This is a genomic window from Actinophytocola glycyrrhizae, assembly GCF_042653545.1.
Lineage (GTDB): Bacteria > Actinomycetota > Actinomycetes > Mycobacteriales > Pseudonocardiaceae > Actinophytocola > Actinophytocola glycyrrhizae.
On sequence record NZ_JBHSIS010000007.1, the window covers coordinates 254,058 to 277,840 of the forward strand.

The following is a 23,783-nucleotide window of genomic DNA, read 5'->3' on the forward strand; positions in this document are numbered from 1 at the left end:
GTCTCGTGTTCAGGTTTCGTCACTCTCTGCTTAACGATTCGCCGGGATTCTGCCTCTAGAATCCCGCCGGATCCGATCTGGATGGAGAGCCGATGATCATCACCGCGCGACCCGGCGTGGCCAAGCGCACCGGGGCCGGACTCGTTCTCGACGCCGTGGACCGGTGGGCGGCGGACCTGCCCTCGGCGACCGCCGTGACCGCGCCCGACGGCCTGCTGACCTTCGCGGACCTCGCCACGACCGTCCGGGGCCTCGCCGCCGCGCTGCGTGCCGAGGGCGCCGGTCCCGGGGTGCCGGTCGGACTCGCGTTCGGACGGTCGAAACTGACCGTGCCCGCGCTGCTCGCGGTGTGGCACACCGGTGCCACCGCGGTGCCGCTCGACGACCGTCATCCCGGTGAGCGGCTGTCGTTCGTCCTCCAGGACGCGGGCGTGCGGCTCCTGCTGGGTGAACTTCCCGCCACCGTCACGGTCTCCGTCCCGAAGGTGGACCTGGCGGCGCGGGGCGCCGACGTGCCCGCCCACGTCCCGGAAGCCGGTGACTGCGCTTACATCGTCTACACCTCCGGCACCACCGGCAGGCCCAAGGGCGTCGAGATCGGGTACGGCGCGCTCGGCACGTTCCTCGCCGCGATCGCCACGCTGGGCCTCACCCCCGGCGGCGTGGGCTTCAACCCGCTCTCACCCGCGTTCGACGGCTGGTTCTGGTGCACCCTGCTGTACCTGGTGCACGGGCAGGGGGTGGCCATCGTGGACACCTCCGGCGAGGACGCCGACCTGGCAGGCGCGCTCGCCGCGGTGGCGCCGAGGACCGTCTGCATGAGCCCGTCGCTCTACGCCGCGTGCCCGGACGACATGCCGGGGGTCGACGTGGTCGTGGTGGCGGGGGAGGCGGCCACGCCCGCGCTGGTGCGCCGCTTCGCGGGCAGGCACCGCGTGCTGAACGTGTACGGCCCCACGGAGACCACGATCGCGGCGACGTGGGCCGACAGCGCGGCTGGCGACGACGTGCACACGATCGGCCGCGCGCTGCCCGGCTACCGGACCTACGTGCTCGGCGCCGACGACCGTCCGGTGCCGCCCGGCGGTGAGGGGGAGCTGTGCGTCGCGGGGCCATCGGTCGCGCTCGGCTACCGCAACCTGCCCGACCTCACCCGCGAGCGGTTCGTGCCGGACCCGTTCGGCGACGGCCGGATGTACCGCACCGGGGACCGCGTGCGGCCGCGGCCCGACGGGCAGCTGGACTTCCTTGGCCGCGTCGACGACCAGGTCAAGATCCGCGCGTTCCGCGTCGAGCTCGGCGAGGTGGAACGCACCGCCGTCGGCGCGGACGAGGTCCGTGCCGCGTCGGCGTTCGTGCTGGCCTCGGGGGACGCGCTCGGCCTGGCGGTGGTGCCGGAGCCCGGAACGGACCCGGTCGCGGCCGTCGAGGCGGCGACCGGCCGGTGCCAGCACCTGCTGCCGGACTACATGGTGCCCTCCGTCGTGCAGGCGGTGGCCGAGCTGCCGGTGACCGCGCACGGCAAGGCCGACCGTGCCGCGCTCGCCGAGCTGGTCGCCACCGCGCAGGCGTCCTCGGGTGGCCGCCCACCCGCCACCGAACGGGAACGGCAGGTGTGCGAGGTCTGGAGCAGCGTGCTGCCCCGCCCGGTGTACGACGTGGACGCGAACTTCTTCGCCGTCGGCGGGCATTCCCTGCTCGCGTCCCGTGCGGTGGTCGCGCTGCGCAAGGTGACCGGGCTCCGGCTGTCCATCAAGGACCTGCTGTCCCACCCGACGCCCGCGGAGCTGGCGCGCAAGCTGGACCGGTTGGCGGACTCGTGAGCGGAGCTTGCGGAGTGAGCCGGTCGGTACCGAGCGGAGCCTGCGGGGAAAGATCGTGAGCTGGCTCGTGCCGTTCGCCGAGGTCGGGGCGCGGCCGGTGCTGGTGTGCCTGCCGCAGGCCGGCTCCGGGTGCGGGGTGTTCTCGTCGTGGCAGGACAGTCTCGACGACGTGACGGTCGTCGGGGTGGCGCTGCCCGGCCGTGAGCACCGGTTCCTCGACCTGATGCCTGCCACGTTCGCCGACGTCGTCGCCGAGATCGTGGCCGCGCTCGTCGCGACCGTCCCGGCCGGACGATCCATGGTCCTGTTCGGACACAGCTTCGGCGGGCTGCTCGGTTACGAGGTGGCCAGGGCGTTGCCGCACACGCACACACCGGACGCGCTCGTGGTCGCCGCGTCCCGCCCGCCGCACCTGAGCGGGCGCGCGGCGGGCAGCATGGGCGACGGGGACGGCGCCGAGGTGTTCGCGAACCTGTTGTCCGCCAAGGAACTCGACGACGACCTGCGTGAGCTGGTGCTGGAGATCCTCGAGCAGGACGCCGAGCTGTCGGGCACCTACACCGACCCGGGTGGCGCGCCGGTGCCGTGTCCGCTGCACGCGTGGGGCGGCGAGAGCGACGAGCTGGTGACGGCCGCGCACCTGGCCGGTTGGGCGTCCTACGCGGGCGCGTCGTTCCACACCCGGCGGTTCCCCGGTGGCCACGACTTCTGCCTGGCGCTGCCCGCCGAGGTGCGCGCGTTGTTCTCCCCATCGCGGCAAGGAGTGTGAGGGTGCGGATCGACCTGAAGGACCCGGGTCTGTTCGAGCGCGACGAGTTCGGCGAGGTGCTCGCCTGGCTGCGCGCCAACGAACCGGTGTACTGGCACGAGGAACCGGACGGGCCGGGGTTCTGGGTGCTGACCAGGTACGCCGACGTCGTGCACGTGTACGGCGACGACGACCTGTTCAGCTCGCGGCAGGGCATGCGGCTCGACAGCAGCCCCGAGGCGGTCGAGGCGGTCGCGGGGCGGATGCTGATCGTCACCGACCCGCCGGACCACACACAGCTTCGGCAGGTGGTGGGCCGGGCGTTCGGCCGTTCCGCGATGCCGAGGATCGAGGCGGTCGTGTCGCGGGTCGCGGCGACCGTCGTGGCCGAGGCGGTCGAGCAGGGCGAGGTGGACTTCCTCGACGTGGCCAAGAAGATCCCCAACCACGTGGTGTGCGAGCTGATGGGGTTGCCGCGCGAGCACTGGGAATGGGTCGGCGACACGACGACCGAGGCGTTCGACGCGCAGGCCGACGAGGACCGCGTCGCCGCGTACGGCGAGCTTTTCCTGCTGTTCACCGAGTTGCTGATGGAGCGGCGCGAGCACCCCGGTGACGACTTCATCAGCATGATCGCGCAGGCGCGGCAGCGGGAGCGCGGTGGTGTCGACGGCCGCGAGCTCACCGACGAGGAGGTCATCGTCAACTGCAACGGTGTGCTCGCGGGCGCCAACGAGACCACCCGCTACTCGATGGCGGGTGCGGTGCTGGAGTTGCTGCGCGACCCCGCGCACTGGCACTGGCTGCGCGCCGCCGGCCCGACGGGGATCGCGTCGGCCGTCGAGGAGATCCTGCGGTTCACCTGCCCAGGGGTGCACGCGCTGCGCACGGTGACGCGGCCGACGACGATCGGCGGTGTCCCGATCGCGGCCGGGGACCGGGTGACGATCTGGAACTCGTCGGCGAACCGGGACGAGACCGTGTTCTTCGACCCGGACCGGTTCCGCCCGGACCGGACCCCGAACAAGCACGTGACGTTCGGTGCCGGCAGGCACTTCTGCATCGGTGCGCGGGTCGCCCGGCTCGAGCTGACGGCGTTCCTCACCGAGCTGCTGTCCAGGGTGGACCGCATCGAGTCGGCAGGCGAGCCGCGCTACAACTCGTCGAACTTCACCTGGGGGCTGCGGACCCTGCCGGTGCGCCTGGTGCCCGCGACGGCAGGGGCCTGACGGGCGCGCCCGCAGTTCGCGGTGGCCGCCCGCGCCAGCTCGGCCTTCGCCGTCACGTCAGGGCGGTGCGCCGCGCCGCGTACGACCGTGAGCCGTTCCCGGCCGGGCGGGGGCAGCTCCAGGGCGTGGCGGCGGCGGCCGTGCGGGGCGGGGCGGGCCGCCTGCGGCCGGCTCACGCTGTGGCGCACGGCCAGGAATAACGCGGCGCGACCGGGGCACCCAACCGCATGACCGAGCTGCCGACCATCGACCGGCTCGGCGAGCTGACCCTGCTGATCGAGCACGGCGAGAAGCTCTATCTGCGGTACTCGCCCGGTCCGCTCGCCGACGCCGCCCACCCCAGCAAGGACCACGAGAGCGGACTGCTCATGTCCGGCCACTCGGCCAACCCGCTGTGGCCACCTCGGTGGTGGACCAGGCCCACCGAGGACTGGGTCGCCCGCAGCGTGTGCCAGTACCTCCGCGAACTGGACGAGGGTGCGCGGCCGTGGGTGCTGACGGGCAGGGTCGTCGACTTCGGCCCGGACAACGAGCCGCTGCTCGCCGACATCGAGCCCGTGGCGTGGCTGTCCGGTGAACTGCTCACGGCCGCGCGCAGGCACTACCGGGAACAGCTCGACGCCGGTCAGGCCACGCACCCCGGTTGACCCCCTGGTTCGTGGGTACCCGCGCCGCATGGTGAGCATCGGATACTTCCTGTCCTGCGAGGAGTTCGGGCCGAAGGAGCTGGTGCGGCAGGCGAAGCAAGCGGCCGACGCCGGGTTCGAGCGGCTCTGGATCTCCGACCACTACCACCCGTGGAACGACGAGCAGGGGCAGAGCCCGTTCGTCTGGTCGGTCATCGGCGCGCTGTCCGAGGCGGTCGACCTGCCCGTGACCACCGCGGTGACCTGCCCGTCCGTCCGCATCCATCCCGCGGTGCTGGCGCAGGCGGCGGCCACCGCGGCCGTGCAGCTCGACGGCCGGTTCGTGCTCGGTGTCGGATCCGGCGAGGCGCTCAACGAGCACATCCTCGGCGACCCGTGGCCGAACGCGGACGTGCGGCTGTCCATGCTGGAGGAGGCCGTCGAGGTGATCCGGCTGCTGCACGAGGGCGGCAGCCGCAGCCACCGCGGCGAGCACTACACGGTCGAGAACGCCCGCGTCTACACGCTGCCGGACGAGCCGGTGCCGATCTACGTGTCCGCGTTCGGGCCGAAGGCGGTTCAGCTCGCCGGCCGGATCGGCGACGGGTTCGCGTGCGTCATGCCGGACGCCGACCTGGTCAAGCAGTACCGCGACGCGGGCGGCAAGGGGCCCGCGCAGGGCGGGTTCAAGGTCTGCCACGCGCCGACCGTCGAGGAGGGGCTGGACACCGCGTACCGGATCTGGCCCAACCAGGGCCTTCCCGGTGAGCTGGCGCAGGTCCTGCCGCAGCCGCGGCATTTCGAACAGGCGAGCACCCTTGTCACGCGTGACATGCTGTCGCTGCCGACCGGGCCGGACCCCGAGCCGTACGTCGAACAGGTCAGGTCCTTCGCGGACGCCGGTTTCGACGAGGTGTACGTGGCCCAGATCGGTCCTAGGCAGGATGAGTTCTTCCGGTTCTGGCGCGAGGAGGTAACCCCGCGACTGTGAGCACGTTCGGTGTCGAGGAGGAGTTTCTGCTGGCCGACCCGGAGTCGGGCCGGTCGGTACCCGCTGCGACGGAAGTGCTGAAGGCGGCGCGGGAGGAACCCGCGCCGGGAGCCGTGCACGCCGAGCTGTCGCAGACCCAGGTGGAGGCCGCGACCGTGCCCTGTGCGTCGCTCGACGAACTGGAGCACGCGCTCATGGCCGGGCGGGCGCGGCTCGCCGCCGCGGCACGCGGGTGCGGTGTGTGGCTCCTCCCGAGCGGGACCTCGCCGCTCGGCGGGGCCGCGGTGCCCACCGACGGCGCCCGGTTCGCGAGCATCGCGGCCAGGTACGCCGAGGTCGTGCGGGGCTACCAGGCGTGCGGCTGCCACGTGCACGTCGGCGTGCCAGACCGGGAGACCGCGGTCGCGGTGTGCAACCACCTGCGGCCGTGGCTGCCGACGCTGCTCGCCCTGTCGGTGAACTCCCCGTTCCACGACGGCCGCGACACCGGCTACGCGAGCTGGCGGATGGTCGAGCAGTCCCGGTTCCCCGGCTCCGGCGTGCCGCCGAGGTTCCGCGACGCGGCCGACCACGACGAGCAGGTCGCGCGCCTGGTCGACAGCGGTGCGCTCCTCGACGAGGCCCAGTCGTTCTGGCTGGTCCGGCCGTCGCCGACGTGGCCGACGGTCGAGCTGCGGGCGGCCGACACGGCCGTCGACGTGTCCGGTGCGCTGCTGCAGGCCACGCTGTCGCGGGCACTCGTGACCACCGCGCTCGCCGACCTGTCGCTCGGCAGGGAGGCGCCGCACTTCGACGACCAGGTGCTGGCCGCCGCCGTGTGGTCGGCGGCGCGCTACGGACTCGGCGGGGTCGGCGTGCATCCCGTGCGGGCACAGCGGGTACCCGCCACCGAACTGCTCGACGAGCTGATCGTGCGGGTCGCGCCCGCGCTTGCCGAGGTCGGCGACCTCGCCGCCGCGCGGGAGCTGTTCGCCGGCGTGCTGCGGCGCGGCACCGGTGCGGAACGCCAGCGCGTGGTCGGCGAACCCCTCGACGTCGTGCGCCTGCTTGCGATAGGAGTGTCCTATGAGGACTGATGTGCGCCCGGTGCTGTCCTGCGCCCTGCCGAGACCGAGGGGGCCGCTGTCGGCGGCCGTGGTCACGCTGCTGCGCGACGGGGTGCCGCCGTCGGCCGACGTGACCGGCGCCGACCCGTTCGGCGCGGACCTCGCGGTCGCGCTGCACACCTGCTACGAGCTGCACTACCAGGGTTTCCGCGACGTCGACCCGGACTGGGAGTGGTCACCCGAGCTGCTCGCGTTCCGCCGCGAACTGGAACGGGTGTTCGAGTCCGCGCTGCGGGCGGCGGTGCCTGCCGGGGACGACGTCGCGGCCGTGTTCGACGAGCTGCTGGTCGAGCCGGTGCCGGGCGCCGGGGTGTCGCACTTCCTGCGCGACCACGGCGAGTGGTGGCAGTTCCGCGAGTACGTCGTGCACCGCTCGGTCTACCACCACAAGGAGGCCGACCCGCACGCGCTGGTGATCCCGCGCCTGTCCGGCCGGGCGAAGGCGGCGCTGGTCGCGGTCGAGTTCGACGAGTTCGGCGGCGGGCACGCCGACCGCGTGCACGCGCAGCTGTACCGGGACCTGATGGCCGCGACCGACCTGGACAGCGGCTACCTGTCCTACTTCGACCGGGTGCCGGCGCCGGTGATCGCGGTGGTCAACATGATGTCGCTGTTCGGGCTGCACCGGCGGCTGCGCGCGGCCATGGTCGGCCACTTCGCGGCGGCCGAGATCACCACCGCGCCCAGCGCGGCCCGTATCGTGAAGGCGATCGAACGGCTGGGCGGCGGCCCCGACGTGACACACTTCTTCGCCGAGCACGTCGAGGCGGACGCGGTGCACGAACAGGTGCTGCGGAACGACGTCGTCGGCGACCTGCTCGACCGCGAACCGGAACTGGCGGCGGACGTGGTGTTCGGGGTGCGGGCGACGGAGTTCCTCGAAGCACGCTTCGGTGAGCACGTGCTCACCGCGTGGCAGGAAGGCAGGACCTCCCTGTCGGCGTCCTAGTCCACGCGGACCCGTTTGCGGTGGCTGGTGTCGCACAACGGGTAGCGCTTGCTGCGACGGCACGTGCAGACGGCGACCATGAACCGGTCGGCAACCACGGTCTCGCCGTCGTCGGTGACCAGTTCGACGGGCCCTTCGACCAGGAGGGGCCCGTCGGGCACGATCCGGACCTCACGAGGTCGCCGGCTGGTCACCGCGGATCACCACCAGCTCCTCGGTGGACTGGTCCGGTGTGATGAGGCCCTGCGCCACGAGTTCGTTCCTGCGGGCACGCATCACCGGGCCGAACGGCACGTCGGCGCGCGCGACCACGGTGGCCTTCAGGCCGCCGTCGCGCAGCTGCCGCAACGTCTTCTCCTCGTCGCACAGCCCGGAATGGACCACCAGCAGCGTGCCGCCGGACGCGAGCAGCAGGGGAGCGTTGACGCAGAGGCGATCCAGCTGCACGCGGCCGTCCAGACCGGCGTCCCACGCGCGGTTCCTGCCGCGCGGGCGCCCGTCGTGGCCAGGCACGTACGGCGGGTTCGCGAGCACCAGGTCGAAGGTGCGGCCCGCGACCCGCGCGAACGCGTCACCGTGCACGATCTCCGCGTGGACCCCGCGCAGCACGGTGTTGACGCGCGCGGCCCACACGGCTCTCCTGCACACGTCGACGGCTGTGATGGATCGTGGCCGGGTGCTCGCCGCCGCGATGGACAGCGCGCCGGTGCCACAGCCGACGTCCAGTACGGCCGCACCAGGCCGGATCCCGGCCTCGGCGAGCGCTTCCGCGAGCAACCACGTGTCGTCCTGTGGCCGGTACACCCCCGGCGGGCGAGTCAGTGACATGGCGTGAGAGTGCCTCTCCCGGACCCGGTCAAACCTCGTCCCTCGTACGGGTGAGAAGCCCTCTACCGGCGCATATTCGTTGCGCGGCCGGGCAAGCCGGTGCGACACAGCTCGACCGTCGACAATGGAGGGTGAGAACCGTGATCGGACAGGACATGGTCAACCGGTTGTACGACTGCCAGGTCGTCGACCCGAGGGGCGAGAAGATCGGCTCCGTCAAACGGGTGTGGCTGGACGGCCAGACCGGGGACCCGCTGTGGGCGTCCGTGCACACCGGATTGTTCGGGTTGAAGGAGTCGTTCGTCCCGTTGCAGCGCGCGGAGCTGCGCAACGACCAGTTGCGGGTGCCGGTGGAGAAGGAACAGGTCAAGGACTCGCCGAGGATCGAGGCGACCAACGACAACATGACCGACGAGGAACAGGCCGAGCTGTACCGCCACTACGGTTTCGGCCCCCAGGGCGGGCAGCGGCAGTCGCAACAGTCCCAGCAGCCGCCGGTGAGGCGGCCGGGCTCGAGCATGCAGCCGGGGGAGTACCCGAACCGTGGCCGGGAAACCCAGCGCTTCGACGGCGAGGCGATGACGCGGTCGGAGGAGCAGTTGCGGGTCGGCACCGAGCAGGTGGAGACCGGCAAGGCGCGGCTGGTGAAGCACGTGACCACCGAACAGCAGCAGGTGCAGGTCCCGGTGAGCCACGAGGAGGTGCGGCTCGAACGCGAGCCGATCACCGAAGAGAACCGTGCGGCGGCCCTGCGGGGCGAGGACATCACCGAGGCGGAGCACGAGGTGACGCTCCACGCCGAGAAGCCGGTGGTGCGGAAGGAAACCGAGCCGGTCGAGCGGGTTCGGCTGTCCACGGATACGGTGGCCGACACCGAGACGGTGTCCGACCAGGTGCGCAAGGAACAGATCGACGTCGAGGACGGCCACGCCCGCGACCGGCGGCGGTGACGGCAGGCGTACCCGGGACCCTGTGACGTGCGCGGGGTCCCGGGCCTGCGGTCAGATGCGGTTCAACGCGGACAAGGCGCCTGCCTGGGTCACGTAGACCTCCAGGTCGGCCGTCGCGTTGGTGAGGCTGAGCACCCGCTGAACGGGGTGCGAAGGGGCCACAAGCACCATCCTGCGGTGCTCGGCGGTGCTGCGTTCACCTGCGTCGCGCAGCACGTGTACGCCGACGAGCGCGAGGAACTGCACGTCGGAAAGGTCCACCAGCACGTTCTTGACCTGACGCCGCTCGGCGTCGGCCAACGCGTCCCGCAGGACGGGGGCGCTGCACAGGTCGATCTCGCCGATCGGGCGGATCTGTTCGAGGTCGTCCCGGTCGTGGGTCTGCAGCACGGTGAGGTGCGGTTGGGTGTGCTCCCGGCGGATGACCGGGTTGCGGGTGTTGTTGCTCATCTGATCTCCCTGAACCGGTTGATCGTGAGCGCCAGTAAGAAAGAACCACCCCAGCGACATCGCTGGTGATGCGGCAGCCGTTGCCGCCTGCCGTCGTGGCAGAGGACTTGCGATACAGCGTCTCTTCGGTGCGGCTGGTTACTCAACCTTTATCCAGCATCGCACGGTGTGGCAGCGGTGTCCACCGGACCTCAGGCCTCCACGGCCGCCCCCGCACGGCGAACGGCGGCGACGATCTCGGCGTTCGTGATGCCTTTGACCAGGTACTCCCGTACGCCGAGGCGCTTCAGTTCGTCCACCGTGCCCGAGTCGTCGTAGGCGGAGAACGCGAGCAGTTGTGTGCGCGGAGACCGGACCCGGATCTCCCGCGCGGCGTGCGTGCCGCCGCCACCGGGCATCCGCACGTCGAGCACCGCCACGTCGGGGCCGTGCTCCTCGGCCATGGCGACGGCCTGTTTCGCGTCCTCCGCGATGGCCACCACCTGCAGGTCCGCCTCCGCCGCCAGCACCTCGGACAGCGCGAGGCGGATCATCGGGTCGTCGTCGGCGACGAGCACCCGCACCGGCACCCGCAACTCGTATGTCACAACCCGCCTCCGGTGTCCGCAGGTGGGTTGGGCAGCCAGAACTGGACGGTCGTGCCGTCCTCCGGTGAGCTGGTCATCGACCACCAGCCGCCCGCGGTCTCGGCCCGCTCCCGCATCTCGATCAGCCCGAAATGTCGGTTCGCATCCGGTATGACCGGATCTGCGAAGCCGTGCCCGTCGTCGCGCACCCGCACCAGTGTGCCGCCGTCCGCGCTGGTCAGCCGGATGTCGACCCGGGTGGCGGCCGCGTGTTTGCGCACGTTGGTGAGCGCCTCCTGGCAGATCCGGAAGATCGTGACGGCGGTCGCCGTCGGCGGTTCGACGGTCAGGTCCGCCGACAGCGCCGCCTCGAACTCCCACGCGTCCACCACGTCGTGCAGGTAGCCGGCGAGCGCAGGCACCAGCCCGTGCTGGTCGATCGCGGTCGGCCGCAGGTGCACCACCAGGTTGCGCAGCCGCGTGACCGACGCCCGAACGGACTCCTCCAACTGCTCGGCGACGGCGCGCTGCTCGTCCGGCAGTCGCCCGGCGAGCAACTGCAACCGCATGCCGACGGCCACCATCGCCTGGATCGAGTCGTCGTGCACGTCCCACGCGATGCGGCGGCGCTCCAGTTCCTGCGCCTCGACGAGGTGGCTCAGCAGCCGCCGCCGCTCGACGAGCGTCTGCTCGGTGTTGCGGCGTTCGGTCATGTCGCGGGTGACTTTGCCGAAGCCGCGGAGTTGTCCGGTGTCGTCGAGGAGTGCGGTGATGACGACGTTGGCCCAGAAGCGGGTGCCGTCTTTGCGGAGGCGCCAGCCTTCGTCTTCGAGGCGGCCTTCTGTGATGGCTTCGCGGAGTTCGTTGTCGGGTTTTCCGGCGGCGATGTCTTCTGGTGGGTAGAAGACGGAGAAGTGTTTTCCGAGGATTTCGTGTTCCTGGTAGCCCTTGATGCGTTCGGCACCGTCGTTCCAGCTGGTGATGTGGCCGCTGGTGTCGAGCATGAAGATCCCGTAGTCCTGGACGCTCTGCACGAGCAGCCGGAACCGCTCCTCGCTCGCCCGCAGTCTTTCCTCGGCGTTGCGGCGTTCGGTCATGTCGCGGGTGACTTTGCCGAAGCCGCGGAGTTGTCCGGTGTCGTCGAGGAGTGCGGTGATGACGACGTTGGCCCAGAAGCGGGTGCCGTCTTTGCGGAGGCGCCAGCCTTCGTCTTCGAGGCGGCCTTCTGTGATGGCTTCGCGGAGTTCGTTGTCGGGTTTTCCGGCGGCGATGTCTTCTGGTGGGTAGAAGACGGAGAAGTGTTTTCCGAGGATTTCGTGTTCCTGGTAGCCCTTGATGCGTTCGGCACCGACGTTCCAGCTCGTGATGTGACCGGTGGGATCGAGCATGAAAATGCCGTAGTCCCGGACGTTGCGCACCATCAGCCGGTACCCGCGATCGTCGGGATGCATGTCCCAACTGTGCCCCACCGGCCGGTGGTCCCGCTCGTCAGACTCCGTCGCCGCTCGGAGGTGTGGCCAGCTCACACCACACCACCTTCCCCCGCCTGCGGCGCGAGGCACCCCAGGCGGACGAGACCTGCTCGACGACCTGCAGGCCGAGCCCACCCGTCGGGGAAACCCGGTGTGACACCGGCAGCAGGGGACTGTCGTCGCACACCTCGACACGGACCCGGTCGCCGCAGTCGATGAGCCGGAGCAGGGGCGTGCCGTGCCCATGCCGGAGAGCGTTCGTGACCAGCTCGGAAACGGCCAGCACGAAATCGTCGTGCGAACAGGGGCTCCGCCACGAACCCAACGTCGACCGCGTGAACTGCCGCGCGAGGGCAGCACTGGCATCCCGTTCTGCGAGGCGGAGCTCGGCCACCGCCGGTGCACGTGTCTCCACGCAACCACCCTCCGCCACCCTGGGCCCGATCACGAGATGCGGATGACGGCGACGACCTAGTGCAGGTGCACCATCGCCCTCCGGTTGTCCACAGCCGTCCTGGTTATCCACAGGTTGGCTCTTGCCCCTTGCTTTGCCGGTGGGGGCCGATAGACTGGCATGGCGGGACGCCCCCGGGTTCGGGTGGGGGTTGCGTTCCGGGCGGTTTGCTGCGCGGGGTCGGGCGCGTAGCGCCTGGCTTGGTGGCGCGTTGACGGCGTTGGCAATGCCCTGAAAGGCGCGTTCAGGGCACTCGGTGCCCTAAACGCGCCTTTCAGGGCACTCGTTGTGCCGTGAACGCACCTGCCCTGCGGGGCCCGTCGGGCGCAGCGACGGGCCTGGACGTCGTTCAGGGCAGCGGTGGGCGGCTCACGTTTGCGGGTGTGCGGGTGTCAGTCGAGCAGGCCTTCTCGGCGGGCGATGGCCACTGCCTCGAGTTTCGAGCGGGCGCCCAGTTTTTCCAGTACGCGTTGCACGTGGTTGCGGGCCGTGTTGTGGGCGATGCCAAGGCGGGTCGCGACCTCGGCTGTGCTCACACCGTCGGCGATCAGGCCCAGTGCCTGCCGTTCCCGGGTGGTGAGGCTCGCGCTCGGGGTGCGGCCGGTCAGCCGGTTCAGGACGCCTGCCAGGAACTCGGCGCCGAACACCGCCTCGCCGTCCGCCACGCGGCGGACCGCGTCCTCCAGTTCGCCAAGGCCCGCCGACTTCAGCAGCAGGCCCGCCCCGCCCGCCTCGGCGACCCGTGCCGCGACCGACGACGTGGCCTCGCCGGTCAGCACCAGTACCCGGGCGCCGGACCTGGTCAGTGCGCCGATCGACTCGATCGCGTCGCCGTCCGGGAGTCTGCGGTCCAGCAGTACGACATCCGGTGCGTGTGCCGCCACCGAGGCGACCGCGGTGGCGATCGAATGGGCGCGGGCCACGATCTCGATGTCGTCCGCGCGGTCCATGGCGAGGGTCATCGCCTCGGCGACCATGTCGTGGTCCTCCACCAGGACGACGCGGGTCGGCGTCACGGGGCGATTCTCGTCCGCCGGCGGCTCTGCGTGCGGACTGTTTCCCGGTGGCAAGGCTCTCCCGCTCTGGTCCGATCTCGGCAATGGCTCCCAATGGCTCCCAGTGTCCCCCGTCCACGCACGGGCTACCCCACCCGGTGTCCGTTTAGCCATCTGGCGACCTGGCTATTCCGCCCGCATGACCCGCTCACTGTGGCTTGACACGACGCAGGGCGCGGCCCGCAGGGAACCGCCGTTGCCCGCGACCGCCGACGTGGTGGTGCTCGGCGCCGGCATCGTAGGCCTGACCACGGCATATCTGCTCGCCGAGGCAGGCCGGTCGGTGCTGGTGCTGGAGGCGGGTGAGATCGGTGGCGGCGTCTCCGGGCACACGACCGCGAAGCTCACGGCACAGCACGAGCTGATCTACCACCGCATCGGGTCCGCGGCCGCCAGGTACGGCGCGAGCCAGCTCGCCGCGCTCGAGTGGGTCGCCGCCACCGCCGGACGCAACGGCATCGACTGCGACTTCGAACGCACCGCCAGCCACGTCCACACCACCGACCCCGAGCAGCTACCCGTGTTGCGTGCCGAGACCGAGGCAGCGGTCGCCGCCGGGATGCCCGCCGAGTTCGTCGACACGATCGACCCGCCGCTCGGTGCCGTGGGGGCCGTGCGCTTCCGTGACCAGGCACAGTTCCACCCGCGCAAGTGGCTGCTGGGCCTCGCCGCGCTGACCGAGGCGGCGGGCGGGCGGATCATCGAGGGGGTCCGCGCCACCGGTCTCCAGGAGGGCAGCCCGTCGATCGTGCGGACGAGCGCCGGTGCCGTCCGCGCGGCCGACGTCGTCGTCGCGACCCACTACCCGGTCTTCGACCGCGGGCTGTTCTTCGCCCGCCTCGAACCGACGAGGGACCTGGTCGTCGCCGGACCCGCGAGCCGGGAGATCGAGGGCACCTACCTGGACGCCAAGACCCACCACTCGGTCCGCGCCGTGCCGACGCCCGAGGGCAGGCAGGTGATCGTCGGTGGCGAGCACTACCGGGTCGGTGACCACGTCGACGTCGATGCCCGGTTCGCGCGGCTCGAGGCGTGGGCCCGTGAGCACGTGGGGCTGACCGAGGTGCGCTACCGCTGGTCGGCGCACGACATGTCCACCGTGGACAGCGTGCCGTATGTCGGCCGCTACCACCCGAGGGCGAAGCACCTGTGGGTGGCGACGGGCTTCGGGCAGTGGGGCATGACGGGCGGTACCGCGGCCGGGCTGCTCTTGCGCGACCTGGTGACGGGCGAGGACAACGAGTACGTGGACCTGTACGACCCGAACCGCTTCTCGCTGCGTGCCGCGGCGGGGATGGTGTCGGCGAACGCGACGGTGGCGAAGTTCCTCACCGGCGACCACGTGCGTGCGCTGGCCGCACCGGGCCTGGCGGACCTCCCCCCGGGCGAGGCGACGGTGACGAGGCAGGGCGTGTCGATGGTCGCCGCGTACCGGGACGAGAGCGGGGCGCTGCACGCCGTGCGCGCGCACTGCACACACCTCGGTTGCCTGGTCGCGTTCAACAACGCAGAACGCACGTGGGACTGCCCGTGCCACGGATCGCGGTTCGACGTGGACGGTCAGGTCATCCAGGGACCCGCGGTCCAACCACTGCGCAAGGTGACCGGAAAGGAAGAACGATGACCGAACCGATCCCACCCAGCCCAGAACCGCTACCGCAACCCGGCGAACCGACCCCGGGCCCGACGGACCCGCCGCAGCCACCGGTTCCGCCCGGGCCGGACCCGAGGCCACCGTCCGAACCGGACCCGTTGGGGCCCGCCGGGCCAGCCTGACCGCCGGCCTCCGGCCCCTCGAACCACACTACGCGAAGGGACCGACAGCCCCGGCAGCTGACGCCCCTGCCTGTGGACAACCACCCCGCGAGTCTCCCGTTCAAGACCTGCGAGTTGGCGGTTCGCCACTCGGCCTGCGACACGAACCGCCAACTCAGGGGTTCTGAACGGGGGACTCGCGGGTTTCGAACGGGGGACTCGCGGGTTCTGAACGGGGGACTCGCGGGGTTTGGAGGGGCTCGTGGGGTCAGGTCAGGCGGTTCAGGAACGGGTTGCCGAACTTGCCCTTCGGGTCGTGGTGTTCGCGCAGTTCCACGAAGTCCGTCCACTGTGGATAGAGTGCGGCGACCGCCGTGGTGTGGAACAGCTTCCCCCAGTGCGGCCGGGCGCCAAGCGGCAGCAGCACCGCCTCGATGTCGGGCAGCAGCGCCGTCACGCCGGGCACGTCCAGCTTCCACGTGAAGTGGACGCCGAGCACATCCCGCCCGTACGCGGGAGACAGCCACAGGTTGTCGGCGGCCACCGTGCGCAGCTCACTGATCTGCAGCAGTGGCCTGATCCTCGGCGCCATCTCCCGCAACCGCGCCAGCGCCGCCGCCGCCGACTCGCGGGGCAGCAGGTACTCGCTCTGCAGTTCCGCGCCCGCGCTCGGTTTGTGGCCCAACCGGAAGTGCGGAAGGCGGTCCAGCCACGGTCCCGGCACCCCACCCTGCTCGGTCACCGCCGCCACCGACTCGCCGGCCAGCATGTGCACCGGGCCCTGCGCGGGGGTCGCGTCGAACGGGAGCGTCGCCGGGGCGAGGCTCTTCACCCACACCTGCGCGGTCCCGGTCCAGTCGGTGAACACGCTGACGCTGTACCCGCTCGCGAACAGCCCGGCCAGCTCACCGGCCACCGCCGCCCACGGCACGTCGACCCAGACCTGTTGCCGCACCTGGAAAGCAGGTCGCACGTCCAGCGTCACCCTGGTGACCACACCCAGCGCGCCGAGTGCCACCACGCTGCCCGCGAACTCCGGGTCGCCGCGCCACAGCGTGCGCAGGCCGCCGGCCGCGGTCACCAGTTCGAGTCCGGCGACCGCGGTCGACAGGCAGCCGTTGCCGTCGCCGGAGCCGTGGGTGCCGGTGGCGATCGCGCCTGCCACCGAGATGTGCGGCAGCGACGCCATGTTCGGCAGCGCCAGCCCGCGTTCGGCCAGGAACTCCGCCAGCACCCCGTACCTGGTCCCGGCAGGCACGGTCACCTGCTGCCCGGTCACGACGATCTCGCCGGGCAGCTCCTCCAGGGACACCAGCGTGCCCGGTCCGTCGGCCAGGTCGTTGAACGAGTGCCGCGACCCCAGCGCACGCACCCGGTCCCGGTCGGCCACCAGCTCCCGCAGCGCGGCGACCGAACGCGGCCGCACCACCTCCCGTGCCAGGTACCCGACGTTGCCCGCCCAGTTGTGCTCCACTTACGACTGCTCCTGTCTGTGTGCCAGTGCGGCCGCCTGGATCCGGCTCCTGACCCCGAGCTTCCGCAGGATGTTGGAGACGTGCACGCTCGCCGTCTTGGTGCTGATGAACAGCTCGGCCGCGATCTCCGCGTTCGTCTTGCCCTGCCCAACGAGGAAGAAGATCTCCGCCTCACGGGCGGTGAGGCCAAGGACCGGCGCACTGCCCGGCACGACCAGCCGGGCCCGTTCACGCAGCGCGGTGACCAGGGCGGCCAGCGGCGCCGCGGACAGCTCGGCGGCGGTCGCGGCCGCCGCCGCGAGCAGTTCCGCCGCCCGGGTGCGGGATCCCTTGGCGGTCAGCAGGGACTCGGCCTCGCGGAACCGCGCGTACGCGGTCAGGTACCGGTCCGGGCCGCCGTCGACCGCCGCCCACGCCACGGGGTCCGGTTTGCCGAGGCGGCCGCGTTCCGCCTCCGCCAGCGACACCGCACGCAGTGTGCGCGGCAGCGCCACCGCACCGCGGGACTCGAGCGAGGCCCGATGGGAACGACCGGCCGACAGCATCTCGTCGGCGGTCGCCGCGTCCCCGGCCTCGGCCGCCAGCCACACCCCGGTCGCCACGAGCCGCGCCACCAGCCACATGTCCTGCGCCGACAACGCGATCTCCAGCCCCGCGCGCACCGCCGCCAGCCCCTCGTCGTGCCTGCGCTCGGCGCCCGCGAGCCGCCCCCGCAGGTGCGCCAGCTCGGTGCCGTACTGCGCGTCGTCCTGCCCGTCGAGCACCGCACCCGCGCGGGACAGCAGCGCGGCCGCGGCTGCCGGTTCTCCGCGCCGCAGCAGGACCTCCGCGCGCGGCAGGTCCACGAAGATCCAGTTGAAGGGGTCGGCGGCCGGGTCGTCGGGGTCGGCGGAGGTGTCGAGCGCCTCGTCCCACCTGGACAGTTCGGCGAGCGCCCGCACCGCGTTGCCCACGATCGGCAGCAGGTAGATCGCGAACCCCAGCTCGTTCGCCCGCTCGATGCCGTCGCGGGCGAGCGCGAGCGCCTCGGTGTGCCGGTCCGCCCAGACCAGGCTCTCCGCCGTGTTCACGTACCCGACGCCGACGAACCTCGGCACCCCGGTCCGCGCGCCGAACTCGCGGTGCCGCGCCAGGAACCCGACGCCGTCGTCGACGTGCCCGAGCATGACGTGGGCGGTGCCGAGGACGGTCAGCGCACGGTTGCGGGGCACCAGGTCCTCGGCGTCCTCCCTTGCCTGCGGCAGGATCCGCTCGGCGTGCCGGACCGCGTCCAGGTACCGCGCGCCGAGCATGTCGAGCATCATCTGCCACGACTCGACCCGCAGCCGCGCGGGCGAGTCGGGCGGCAGCAGCCGGACGGTCTCGGCGCTGGCGTGTCGCGCCAGCTGCCAGTTGCCGACGCTGCGGGCCTGGTAGGAGAGCTGTTCGTAGGCCTGTGCGACCCGTTCGGGATCGCGGAGGGCGGCCAGCCGCTGCCGGGTCAGCTCGACCGCGCGCTGGTTGTGGCCCGCGAGGCTCGCGGCCTCGGCGGCACGTTCCAGCAGCGTGTCGTGGTCGATGCCGGTCACCGACGCGGCGTCGGCGACGTCCGGCCAGCGGCGCAGCGCCCGTTCGTAGTGCGCGTGCGCGGTGGCGGGCGCGTGCCCGTCGAACGCGCCGGCCGCCGCCAGCACCGCCGCTGCCAGCGCCGGTTCCGCCTCGCCCGCCGCGTCCCAGTGGTGTGCCAGCTCGGCGGTCTGCGACATGGCCAGCTCGGGGTGCGCGGTGAGGCAGCGCGCGACCGCCGCGTGCGCCTGCCGCCGCTCGCCGGGCAGCAGCTCCCGGTACAGCGCCTCGTGGATCAGCGCGTGCCGGAACGCGTACGCGTCCGGTTCGACGATCACCAGCTGGCCGTGGTCGACCAGGTCGCGGACGGCGACGTGCAGGTCGTCCGGCGGCACCAGCGCGGCGAGCAGGTCGTGCGGCACCGTCCTGCCGACCACCGACGCGAGCCGTGCCAGCCGCTGCGCCGGCGCGGACAGCCGGGCCATGCGGGTCACGATGATCTCGCGGACCGTGCGCGGCACGGTGTTGCCAGCGGCAAGCAGCTCCTCGGTGAAGAACGGGTTGCCCTCCGCACGGGTCATGAGCGTGTCGACCAGCTCGTCCGGGGGCGCGGCGCCGAGGACACCCGCCGCGAGCGCCGCCACCCCCGCGCGGTCCAGCGGCGGCAGGTGGATCCGGGTGGTGTGCCGGGAGCGGGACAGCTCCGCGACCAGCGCCGCGACCGGGTGGTGCGCCGGCACCTCGTCGGTGCGGCACGTGACCACGATCAGCACCGGCGTGGCCGCGAGCGCCCGGTGCAGGAACAACAGCAGGTCACGGGTGGCGGCGTCGGCCCAGTGCAGGTCCTCGAGCACCAGCACCACGCGCTCGCCTGCCGCGCGGACCGCGTCGGCGACCTTGCGGTACTCGGTGGCGCGGTCGCCTGCCGCGGTGCCGATCCCGTCCGTGAACAGGTGGGGGAGCGCCTCGACGAACGGCGCGTACGGGATGTCCGCCTCGAACTGCAGGCAGCCGCCGGTCAGCACGGTCGCGCCGCAGTGCCGCGCGAACGCCCGGACCAGCCGCGTCTTGCCGACACCGGCGTCGCCCTCGACCAGCACCAGCCGGATGTCCGAAGTGGACCAGCAGGCCGCGAGGGCGGCGAGCTCGGCTCGTCGCCCGACAAGTTCCGGCACCGACACCCGCGCCACGCGGTGCAGTATGTCCTAGATGATTGATTCCGTGAAGATCATGTGAAGTGGGGCTGGCCTCGTCGCACGGCACCGGGACGGGTCCTGTGCGTCCGCGGGCCCTGTCCGGTTGACTCGAGGTCATGACCGACTACCGCATCGCCCTCATCCCCGGCGACGGCATCGGCGCCGAGGTGCTGCCACCGGCCCGTGCCGTCCTCGACCGCGTCGGTGCCCGCCACGGCGTCACGTTCCGCTACGACGAGTTCGACTGGTCGTGTACGCGTTACCTGGCCGAGGGCGCGATGATGCCCGCCGACGGCGTGGACCGCCTCCGCCACCACGACGCGATCCTGCTCGGCGCGGTCGGCTGGCCGGGCGTGCCGGACCACGTGTCGCTGTGGGGCCTGCTCATTCCGATCCGGCGCCAGTTCCGGCAGTACGTGAACCTGCGGCCGATCAGGGTGTTCGAGGGCGTGCCGTCCCCGGTCCTCGGCGCGGCGCCCGGCATGGACTTCGTGGTGGTGCGGGAGAACGTCGAGGGCGAGTACTCGGAGGTCGGCGGCCGGTTCAACCGCGGCTTCCCCGACGAGATGGCCGTGCAGGAGGCGATCTTCACCCGGCCAGGGGTCACCCGCATCCTCGACTACGCGTTCGAGCTGGCGGCCACGCGGCGTGGCCACGTCACGTCCGCGACCAAGTCCAACGGGATCGTGCACACCATGCCGTTCTGGGACGAACTGGTCGTCGAGGCCGGCGCCCGGCACCCCGCCGTGGAATGGCGGCAGGAACACATCGACGCGCTCGTCGCGAAGGTCGTGCTGGACCCGTCGCGGTTCGACGTGATCGTCGGCTCCAACCTGTTCGGCGACATCCTCTCCGACCTCGCGGCCGCCGTCGCGGGCAGCATCGGCATCGCGCCGGCCGGGAACATCGACCCGACGCGGGAGTTCCCGTCGATGTTCGAGCCGGTGCACGGATCGGCACCGGACATCGCGGGCCAGGGCGTCGCGAACCCGCTCGGCGCGATCTGGTCCGCCGCGATGATGCTCGACCACCTCGGCCACCGGGAGGCTGGCGACGAGGTGATGGCCGCGGTGACCGGTGTCCTGGCCGGCTCGCCGGTGCGCACCCGTGATCTCGGCGGCACCGCGTCCACCGACGAGTTCGCCAGGGCGGTGCTCGACGCGCTGCCGGGCTGACGCCGGGGTTCCAGTGTCGGGCCCGTGGCGGAGGAGAGGTCCGAGAGCACGTTGACCGTGCTCGTGGCGCTGGGCGCGAACTTCGCGATCGCGGTGCTGAAGCTGATCGCGGGCGTGATCACCGGGTCGGCCGCGATGCTCGCCGAGGCGGGGCACTCGGCCGCGGACACGTTCACCGAGGGGCTGCTGCTCACCGCGCTGCGCCGGTCGAGCAGACCGGCGGACCGCGCTCACGGGCACGGGTCCTGGCCCGCTACGGCGTGCCCTGAAAGACGCTTTCGAGACGTTGAGTGACCCGAAAGCGTCTTTCAGGGCATTGCGGGGTCAGCCGGTCGCTCCCGGCCGGTGCCGCAGCAGCACACCGATCCCGTCGCGCACCGGCACCGCGTCACCACCCATGTCCATGGCGCTGACCAGATCGGCGCCGACCATGAGCGCGGCGGCGGGCAACGCCTCGTCGGCCCGCACCCGGTCGACGTGCTCGGCGCCGACGGCACGCAGTTCCTCCTCGGACAGCGCGACCGACCTCGGCTCGTCGCTGGTCCACAGCGCGGCGTCGTGCAGCGTCGGGTCGCTGATCACGACCGCGGCCGCGTTGCCAGAACGCAGCGCGGCGGCCGTCTCGGCCAGCCCCTGCACGGCCAGCCCCCGGTCGGCGGCGAGCGCGGCGCGGAACTCCTCGACGACCCGGTCCTGTTCGGACCGTGCCCGTTCCGCGGCGAGGCTCGTGACGATCCGGTCGAAGTCCGCGCCCTCGTTCTCACGACGGCCCGCCGGCTCGGCCAGGATCTCCTGGCAGCGCGGCGGCAGCTCCGTCGCCAGCTCCGCCACCACCTGCCGCTCACCGGCCACGACCAGCAGCCGGGCACCGACCTCGTCGACGAGCCGGGCCAGCTCCTCGGCGACCCGCCGGATGTTGCGGTGCACGGTCTCGTCGACGTTGTGCTGCATGCGCAGGTGCGACCAGCCGCCACCGCGGACCTTGTGCACCGGGTGGTCCTCGCCGTCCGTCGAGTGCTCGGTGCGCACGACCCCGTCGGCGTCGACCGCACGCACGTCCGCACCGATCTTGTCGACGAGCGCGGCCACGTACGGCACCTCCCCGCTGTCCAGCTCGACCAGCGGCAACAGGTACGGACAGGCACCCACCCTGGTGACCGGTGCCGGTGGCGGGCCCGCCAGCGCGCGGTCCAGCAGCACCTCGCCGCCCGCCGCGATCAGCAGTCTGCCCGCCCGGCCCGTCGCGGGCGGCGCGTCGCGCACCGCGTTGTCCATCGCGGACAGTGTGTCCTCGTCCGCGCCCTTCTCCGCCAGCTCCTCGCGTGCCGCGCGCCAGCGCAGCTCCAGCTCGTGTGCGGCGTTCTCGGTGTCGTGCGACCCGTCCAGGTGCACGGTCGCGAACGGCCCAGCGTGCGCCAGGATTTCACGCAGCTCACCCGTGTTCATGGTGCGCCTCCTTCCGGTCCGGCGCACCGGGTACCCACTCCCGTGGTGGTCATTCCAGGACCAGGTGAGCGACCCTTTCCGGATCGGCGAGCACGTCGATCTCGACGATCCGCCCGTCGACCACCGTGAACCCGAACACCACGTGCGGGTGCCCCTCGCGCCGCACGACCATGCCCGCCGCACTCGCTGAGTGAGCCCAGCATGCGGTACGTCACCGCCCGCAGCCGGGGCGTTGACGATCGCCGGGAAGCGCCTACCGTGGACAGGCATGTCGTTGATCATTCCGCCGCCCAGGCGGCTCGTCGACCACTGTGGCCCGGTGCGGCTCGGGGACCGCGTCGCGCTGGCCGGGGTGACCGGTGCGGACCGGGCGGCCGAGACGGTCGTCCTTTCCGCGCTCGCCGCTGCCGGGGTGCACCGGGTCGGGGTGCCCGAGCCCGACCTCACGATCCGTTTCGCTCGTGGTGCTGGCGGGCCAGGGGCCTACCGTGTGGTCACCGGGCCGGGGGAGGTGCTGCTCGAAGGCGGTGACGACGCCGGGGCCTTCTACGCGGCGCACGTCTTCGCTCGGCTGCTCGCCGGCGGGCTGCCCGCCGTCACCATCGAGGACCGGCCCGCGATGGCCTGGCGGGGGTCGATCGAGGGCTTCTACGGCACCCCGTGGACGCACCGGGAACGCCTGGCACACCTCGACTTCCTCGGCGCCCACCGCATGAACACCTACGTCTACGCGCCCAAGGACGACCCCTACCACCGGGACCGCTGGCGGGAGTCCTACCCGCCTGAGGAACTGGCGCGGCTCGCCGAGCTGGTGGACCGCGCCGCCGCCAACCACGTCCGGTTCGTGTTCTCCGTTTCGCCCGGGCTGTCCATCCGGTACAGCGAGCGCGCCGATCTCGATGCCCTGCTCGCGAAGTTCGCCGCGGTCCGTGCGCTCGGTTGCGACACGTTCTGCGTCGCGCTCGACGACATCGATCCGCTGGTGTGGCACGACCCCCGGGACGAGGACGAGCACGGCCACCTCGGGGCGGCGCACGCGTGGCTGGTCAACCGGGTGCGTGACTGGGCGGGCGCGCCGGTCCAGTTCGTGCCCACCGAGTACCACGGGCTGCGGGAGACGCGGTACCGGAAGGAGATCCGGGACCTGCTCGCCCCCGACACCGCCGTCTGGTGGACCGGCCACGACGTCATCCCCGCCACCATCACCGTCGACGAGGCGCGGCAGGCGCGGGAGCTGTTCGGGCACCCGATCCTGGTGTGGGACAACTACCCGGTCAACGACTACATCCCGGGCCGGGTCCCGCTCGGGCCCTACGACGGTCGCGAGAACGGGCTGTCCGCGCACGTCGAAGGCGTCCTGTCCAACCCGGCCAACCAGGTCGCGATGAGCACGATCGGGCTGTCGGCGTTCGCCGAGTACGGCTGGGACGACACCGGGTTCGACGCCGCCGCGGCCCACCGGCGGGCACTCGCCGCGCTCGCGGGTGGCCGTGCCGAGGCGGTGGCCGCGCTGACGGCGTTCGCGGACCTCAACACCCGTGACGACCGCCTCCACCACGACCAGGCGCCCGCCCACGCGGCCGCGCTCGCGACGGTGCGCGCGGACCTCGCACGGGGTGACCGGGCCGCCGCCGTCGAGCGGCTCACGGACTTGGCCGACCGGCTGATCGCCCTGCCGGGGCTGATGGCCGACGCGCGGTTCGCCGTCGAGGCCGAGGCGTGGCTCGCCGCGGCCCGGCTGTGGGGTGAGGCGCTCGCCGCGCTCGTGCCGGTGCTCGAAGACGGGGTCGGGCACGACAACGTGCGGCGCCTCATGGCGGCGGCCGCGGCTGTCCGGGACGACCGGAGACCGCACCGGAAGACCGGTGTGCTGGTGGGTGACGGCGTGCTGGACGCCTTTCTCACCGAGGTGCTGGACGCGTCCTGACCGCGTGTGGCAACGTT

Annotated in this window: 23 protein-coding genes and 1 pseudogene; 12 read left to right on the top strand and 12 right to left on the bottom strand. The window is 72.1% G+C overall.

Annotated elements, in window-relative coordinates; genetic code table 11:
- The first annotated feature begins 92 nt into the window (after positions 1–92).
- Genes ACFPCV_RS17100 through ACFPCV_RS17110 form a run of 3 tightly spaced genes read left to right on the top strand, consistent with a single transcriptional unit; the run spans position 93 to position 3,800 of the window.
- Entirely contained in the window at positions 93–1,823 is a 1,731-nt protein-coding gene (locus tag ACFPCV_RS17100) for a non-ribosomal peptide synthetase (protein ID WP_378057176.1), read from the top strand.
- Positions 1,824–1,878: 55 nt separating this feature from the next.
- Positions 1,879–2,592 (top strand): thioesterase II family protein, encoded by a 714-nt coding sequence (locus ACFPCV_RS17105; protein ID WP_378057177.1) that lies wholly within the window; start codon positions 1,879–1,881, stop codon positions 2,590–2,592.
- A 2-nt stretch (positions 2,593–2,594) separates the two neighbouring features.
- Positions 2,595–3,800, top strand: coding sequence for a cytochrome P450 (locus tag ACFPCV_RS17110; RefSeq protein ID WP_378057178.1), 1,206 nt, complete (start codon positions 2,595–2,597; stop codon positions 3,798–3,800).
- Here the strand turns inward: ACFPCV_RS17110 and ACFPCV_RS17115 are convergent.
- Complete coding sequence (locus tag ACFPCV_RS17115) at positions 3,725–3,976, bottom strand: hypothetical protein (protein ID WP_378057179.1); 252 nt, start codon at positions 3,974–3,976, stop codon at positions 3,725–3,727. The two genes, ACFPCV_RS17110 and ACFPCV_RS17115, sit on opposite strands and share 76 nt — an antisense overlap.
- Before the next feature lie 51 nt (positions 3,977–4,027).
- On the opposite strand from ACFPCV_RS17115, the gene ACFPCV_RS17120 reads away from it, so the two are divergent.
- Genes ACFPCV_RS17120 through ACFPCV_RS17135 form a run of 4 tightly spaced genes read left to right on the top strand, consistent with a single transcriptional unit; the run spans position 4,028 to position 7,472 of the window.
- Positions 4,028–4,447: a DUF6098 family protein gene (locus ACFPCV_RS17120; protein ID WP_378057180.1), complete on the top strand. Its 420-nt coding sequence runs from the start codon at positions 4,028–4,030 to the stop codon at positions 4,445–4,447.
- Positions 4,448–4,475: 28 nt separating this feature from the next.
- Positions 4,476–5,417: a TIGR03557 family F420-dependent LLM class oxidoreductase gene (locus tag ACFPCV_RS17125; RefSeq protein ID WP_378057181.1), complete on the top strand. Its 942-nt coding sequence runs from the start codon at positions 4,476–4,478 to the stop codon at positions 5,415–5,417.
- Positions 5,414–6,493, top strand: a complete 1,080-nt coding sequence (locus tag ACFPCV_RS17130; protein WP_378057182.1) for a carboxylate-amine ligase — start codon at positions 5,414–5,416, stop codon at positions 6,491–6,493. The genes ACFPCV_RS17125 and ACFPCV_RS17130 overlap by 4 nt, the downstream gene beginning before the upstream one ends.
- Positions 6,483–7,472 (top strand): iron-containing redox enzyme family protein, encoded by a 990-nt coding sequence (locus ACFPCV_RS17135; protein ID WP_378057183.1) that lies wholly within the window; start codon positions 6,483–6,485, stop codon positions 7,470–7,472. The genes ACFPCV_RS17130 and ACFPCV_RS17135 overlap by 11 nt, the downstream gene beginning before the upstream one ends.
- Here ACFPCV_RS17135 and ACFPCV_RS17140 read toward each other — a convergent pair.
- On the bottom strand, positions 7,469–7,666 hold the full coding sequence (locus tag ACFPCV_RS17140; RefSeq protein WP_378057184.1) for a CDGSH iron-sulfur domain-containing protein: 198 nt from the start codon (positions 7,664–7,666) through the stop codon (positions 7,469–7,471). The two genes, ACFPCV_RS17135 and ACFPCV_RS17140, sit on opposite strands and share 4 nt — an antisense overlap.
- A complete protein-coding gene (locus tag ACFPCV_RS17145) occupies positions 7,644–8,300 on the bottom strand; it encodes a HemK2/MTQ2 family protein methyltransferase (RefSeq protein ID WP_378057185.1) in 657 nt (218 codons plus the stop codon). The genes ACFPCV_RS17140 and ACFPCV_RS17145 overlap by 23 nt, the downstream gene beginning before the upstream one ends.
- Before the next feature lie 140 nt (positions 8,301–8,440).
- Between ACFPCV_RS17145 and ACFPCV_RS17150 the strand changes: the two genes are divergently transcribed.
- Positions 8,441–9,250, top strand: a complete 810-nt coding sequence (locus ACFPCV_RS17150; protein WP_378057186.1) for a DUF2382 domain-containing protein — start codon at positions 8,441–8,443, stop codon at positions 9,248–9,250.
- 51 nt (positions 9,251–9,301) lie between these two features.
- Here the strand turns inward: ACFPCV_RS17150 and ACFPCV_RS17155 are convergent, their stop codons facing one another.
- The 5 genes from ACFPCV_RS17155 to ACFPCV_RS17175 form a co-directional block, all read right to left on the bottom strand.
- Entirely contained in the window at positions 9,302–9,700 is a 399-nt protein-coding gene (locus ACFPCV_RS17155; RefSeq protein WP_378057187.1) for an STAS domain-containing protein, read from the bottom strand.
- Between the two features lie 191 nt (positions 9,701–9,891).
- The gene (locus tag ACFPCV_RS17160; RefSeq protein WP_378057188.1) at positions 9,892–10,287 is read right to left on the bottom strand and encodes a response regulator; all 396 of its coding nucleotides are present in this window, start codon (positions 10,285–10,287) and stop codon (positions 9,892–9,894) included.
- Positions 10,284–11,717: a PAS domain-containing sensor histidine kinase gene (locus ACFPCV_RS17165; RefSeq protein ID WP_378057189.1), complete on the bottom strand. Its 1,434-nt coding sequence runs from the start codon at positions 11,715–11,717 to the stop codon at positions 10,284–10,286. Before ACFPCV_RS17165 ends, ACFPCV_RS17160 begins: the two co-directional genes overlap by 4 nt.
- 37 nt (positions 11,718–11,754) lie before the next feature.
- Positions 11,755–12,153 carry an ATP-binding protein gene (locus ACFPCV_RS17170; protein WP_378057190.1) on the bottom strand — a complete coding sequence of 133 codons (399 nt, stop codon included), beginning with the start codon at positions 12,151–12,153 and terminating at the stop codon, positions 11,755–11,757.
- A gap of 431 nt (positions 12,154–12,584) precedes the next feature.
- Positions 12,585–13,208, bottom strand: coding sequence for a response regulator transcription factor (locus ACFPCV_RS17175; protein ID WP_378057191.1), 624 nt, complete (start codon positions 13,206–13,208; stop codon positions 12,585–12,587).
- Between the two features lie 178 nt (positions 13,209–13,386).
- Between ACFPCV_RS17175 and ACFPCV_RS17180 the strand changes: the two genes are divergently transcribed.
- Positions 13,387–14,871: an FAD-dependent oxidoreductase gene (locus ACFPCV_RS17180; protein ID WP_378057192.1), complete on the top strand. Its 1,485-nt coding sequence runs from the start codon at positions 13,387–13,389 to the stop codon at positions 14,869–14,871.
- A gap of 399 nt (positions 14,872–15,270) precedes the next feature.
- Here the strand turns inward: ACFPCV_RS17180 and ACFPCV_RS17185 are convergent, their stop codons facing one another.
- Together ACFPCV_RS17185 and ACFPCV_RS17190 are read right to left on the bottom strand one after the other, a co-directional pair.
- Positions 15,271–16,476 carry a D-arabinono-1,4-lactone oxidase gene (locus tag ACFPCV_RS17185; protein WP_378057193.1) on the bottom strand — a complete coding sequence of 402 codons (1,206 nt, stop codon included), beginning with the start codon at positions 16,474–16,476 and terminating at the stop codon, positions 15,271–15,273.
- Positions 16,477–19,212, bottom strand: a complete 2,736-nt coding sequence (locus ACFPCV_RS17190; protein ID WP_378057194.1) for a helix-turn-helix transcriptional regulator — start codon at positions 19,210–19,212, stop codon at positions 16,477–16,479.
- 122 nt (positions 19,213–19,334) lie between these two features.
- On the opposite strand from ACFPCV_RS17190, the gene ACFPCV_RS17195 reads away from it, so the two are divergent.
- Entirely contained in the window at positions 19,335–20,393 is a 1,059-nt protein-coding gene (locus tag ACFPCV_RS17195; protein WP_378057195.1) for a tartrate dehydrogenase, read from the top strand.
- 24 nt (positions 20,394–20,417) lie between these two features.
- Positions 20,418–20,636 (top strand): annotated as a pseudogene (locus ACFPCV_RS17200) (cation efflux transmembrane domain-containing protein); the annotation flags it as partial.
- Between the two features lie 81 nt (positions 20,637–20,717).
- Here ACFPCV_RS17200 and ACFPCV_RS17205 read toward each other — a convergent pair.
- Together ACFPCV_RS17205 and ACFPCV_RS17210 are read right to left on the bottom strand one after the other, a co-directional pair.
- A complete protein-coding gene (locus ACFPCV_RS17205) occupies positions 20,718–21,839 on the bottom strand; it encodes an Rv2629 family ribosome hibernation factor (RefSeq protein WP_378057196.1) in 1,122 nt (373 codons plus the stop codon).
- Between the two features lie 49 nt (positions 21,840–21,888).
- The gene (locus tag ACFPCV_RS17210) at positions 21,889–22,011 is read right to left on the bottom strand and encodes a hypothetical protein (RefSeq protein ID WP_378057197.1); all 123 of its coding nucleotides are present in this window, start codon (positions 22,009–22,011) and stop codon (positions 21,889–21,891) included.
- A 96-nt stretch (positions 22,012–22,107) separates the two neighbouring features.
- Between ACFPCV_RS17210 and ACFPCV_RS17215 the strand changes: the two genes are divergently transcribed.
- The gene (locus ACFPCV_RS17215; protein ID WP_378057198.1) at positions 22,108–23,766 is read left to right on the top strand and encodes a beta-N-acetylglucosaminidase domain-containing protein; all 1,659 of its coding nucleotides are present in this window, start codon (positions 22,108–22,110) and stop codon (positions 23,764–23,766) included.
- Positions 23,767–23,783 lie beyond the last annotated feature (17 nt).

What these genes read in the sequence shown, in the direction of transcription:
- ACFPCV_RS17100 (WP_378057176.1), top strand. Translation starts at nt 93, where the DNA reads ATGATCATCACCGCGCGACCCGGCGTGGCCAAGCGCACCGGGGCCGGA.
- ACFPCV_RS17120 (WP_378057180.1), top strand. Translation starts at nt 4,028, where the DNA reads ATGACCGAGCTGCCGACCATCGACCGGCTCGGCGAGCTGACCCTGCTG.
- ACFPCV_RS17125 (WP_378057181.1), top strand. Translation starts at nt 4,476, where the DNA reads ATGGTGAGCATCGGATACTTCCTGTCCTGCGAGGAGTTCGGGCCGAAG.
- ACFPCV_RS17135 (WP_378057183.1), top strand. Translation starts at nt 6,483, where the DNA reads ATGAGGACTGATGTGCGCCCGGTGCTGTCCTGCGCCCTGCCGAGACCG.
- ACFPCV_RS17145 (WP_378057185.1), bottom strand. Translation starts at nt 8,300, where the DNA reads ATGTCACTGACTCGCCCGCCGGGGGTGTACCGGCCACAGGACGACACG.
- ACFPCV_RS17155 (WP_378057187.1), bottom strand. Translation starts at nt 9,700, where the DNA reads ATGAGCAACAACACCCGCAACCCGGTCATCCGCCGGGAGCACACCCAA.
- ACFPCV_RS17165 (WP_378057189.1), bottom strand. Translation starts at nt 11,717, where the DNA reads ATGCATCCCGACGATCGCGGGTACCGGCTGATGGTGCGCAACGTCCGG.
- ACFPCV_RS17180 (WP_378057192.1), top strand. Translation starts at nt 13,387, where the DNA reads ATGACCCGCTCACTGTGGCTTGACACGACGCAGGGCGCGGCCCGCAGG.
- ACFPCV_RS17195 (WP_378057195.1), top strand. Translation starts at nt 19,335, where the DNA reads ATGACCGACTACCGCATCGCCCTCATCCCCGGCGACGGCATCGGCGCC.
- ACFPCV_RS17205 (WP_378057196.1), bottom strand. Translation starts at nt 21,839, where the DNA reads ATGAACACGGGTGAGCTGCGTGAAATCCTGGCGCACGCTGGGCCGTTC.
- ACFPCV_RS17210 (WP_378057197.1), bottom strand. Translation starts at nt 22,011, where the DNA reads ATGGTCGTGCGGCGCGAGGGGCACCCGCACGTGGTGTTCGGGTTCACG.
- ACFPCV_RS17215 (WP_378057198.1), top strand. Translation starts at nt 22,108, where the DNA reads ATGTCGTTGATCATTCCGCCGCCCAGGCGGCTCGTCGACCACTGTGGC.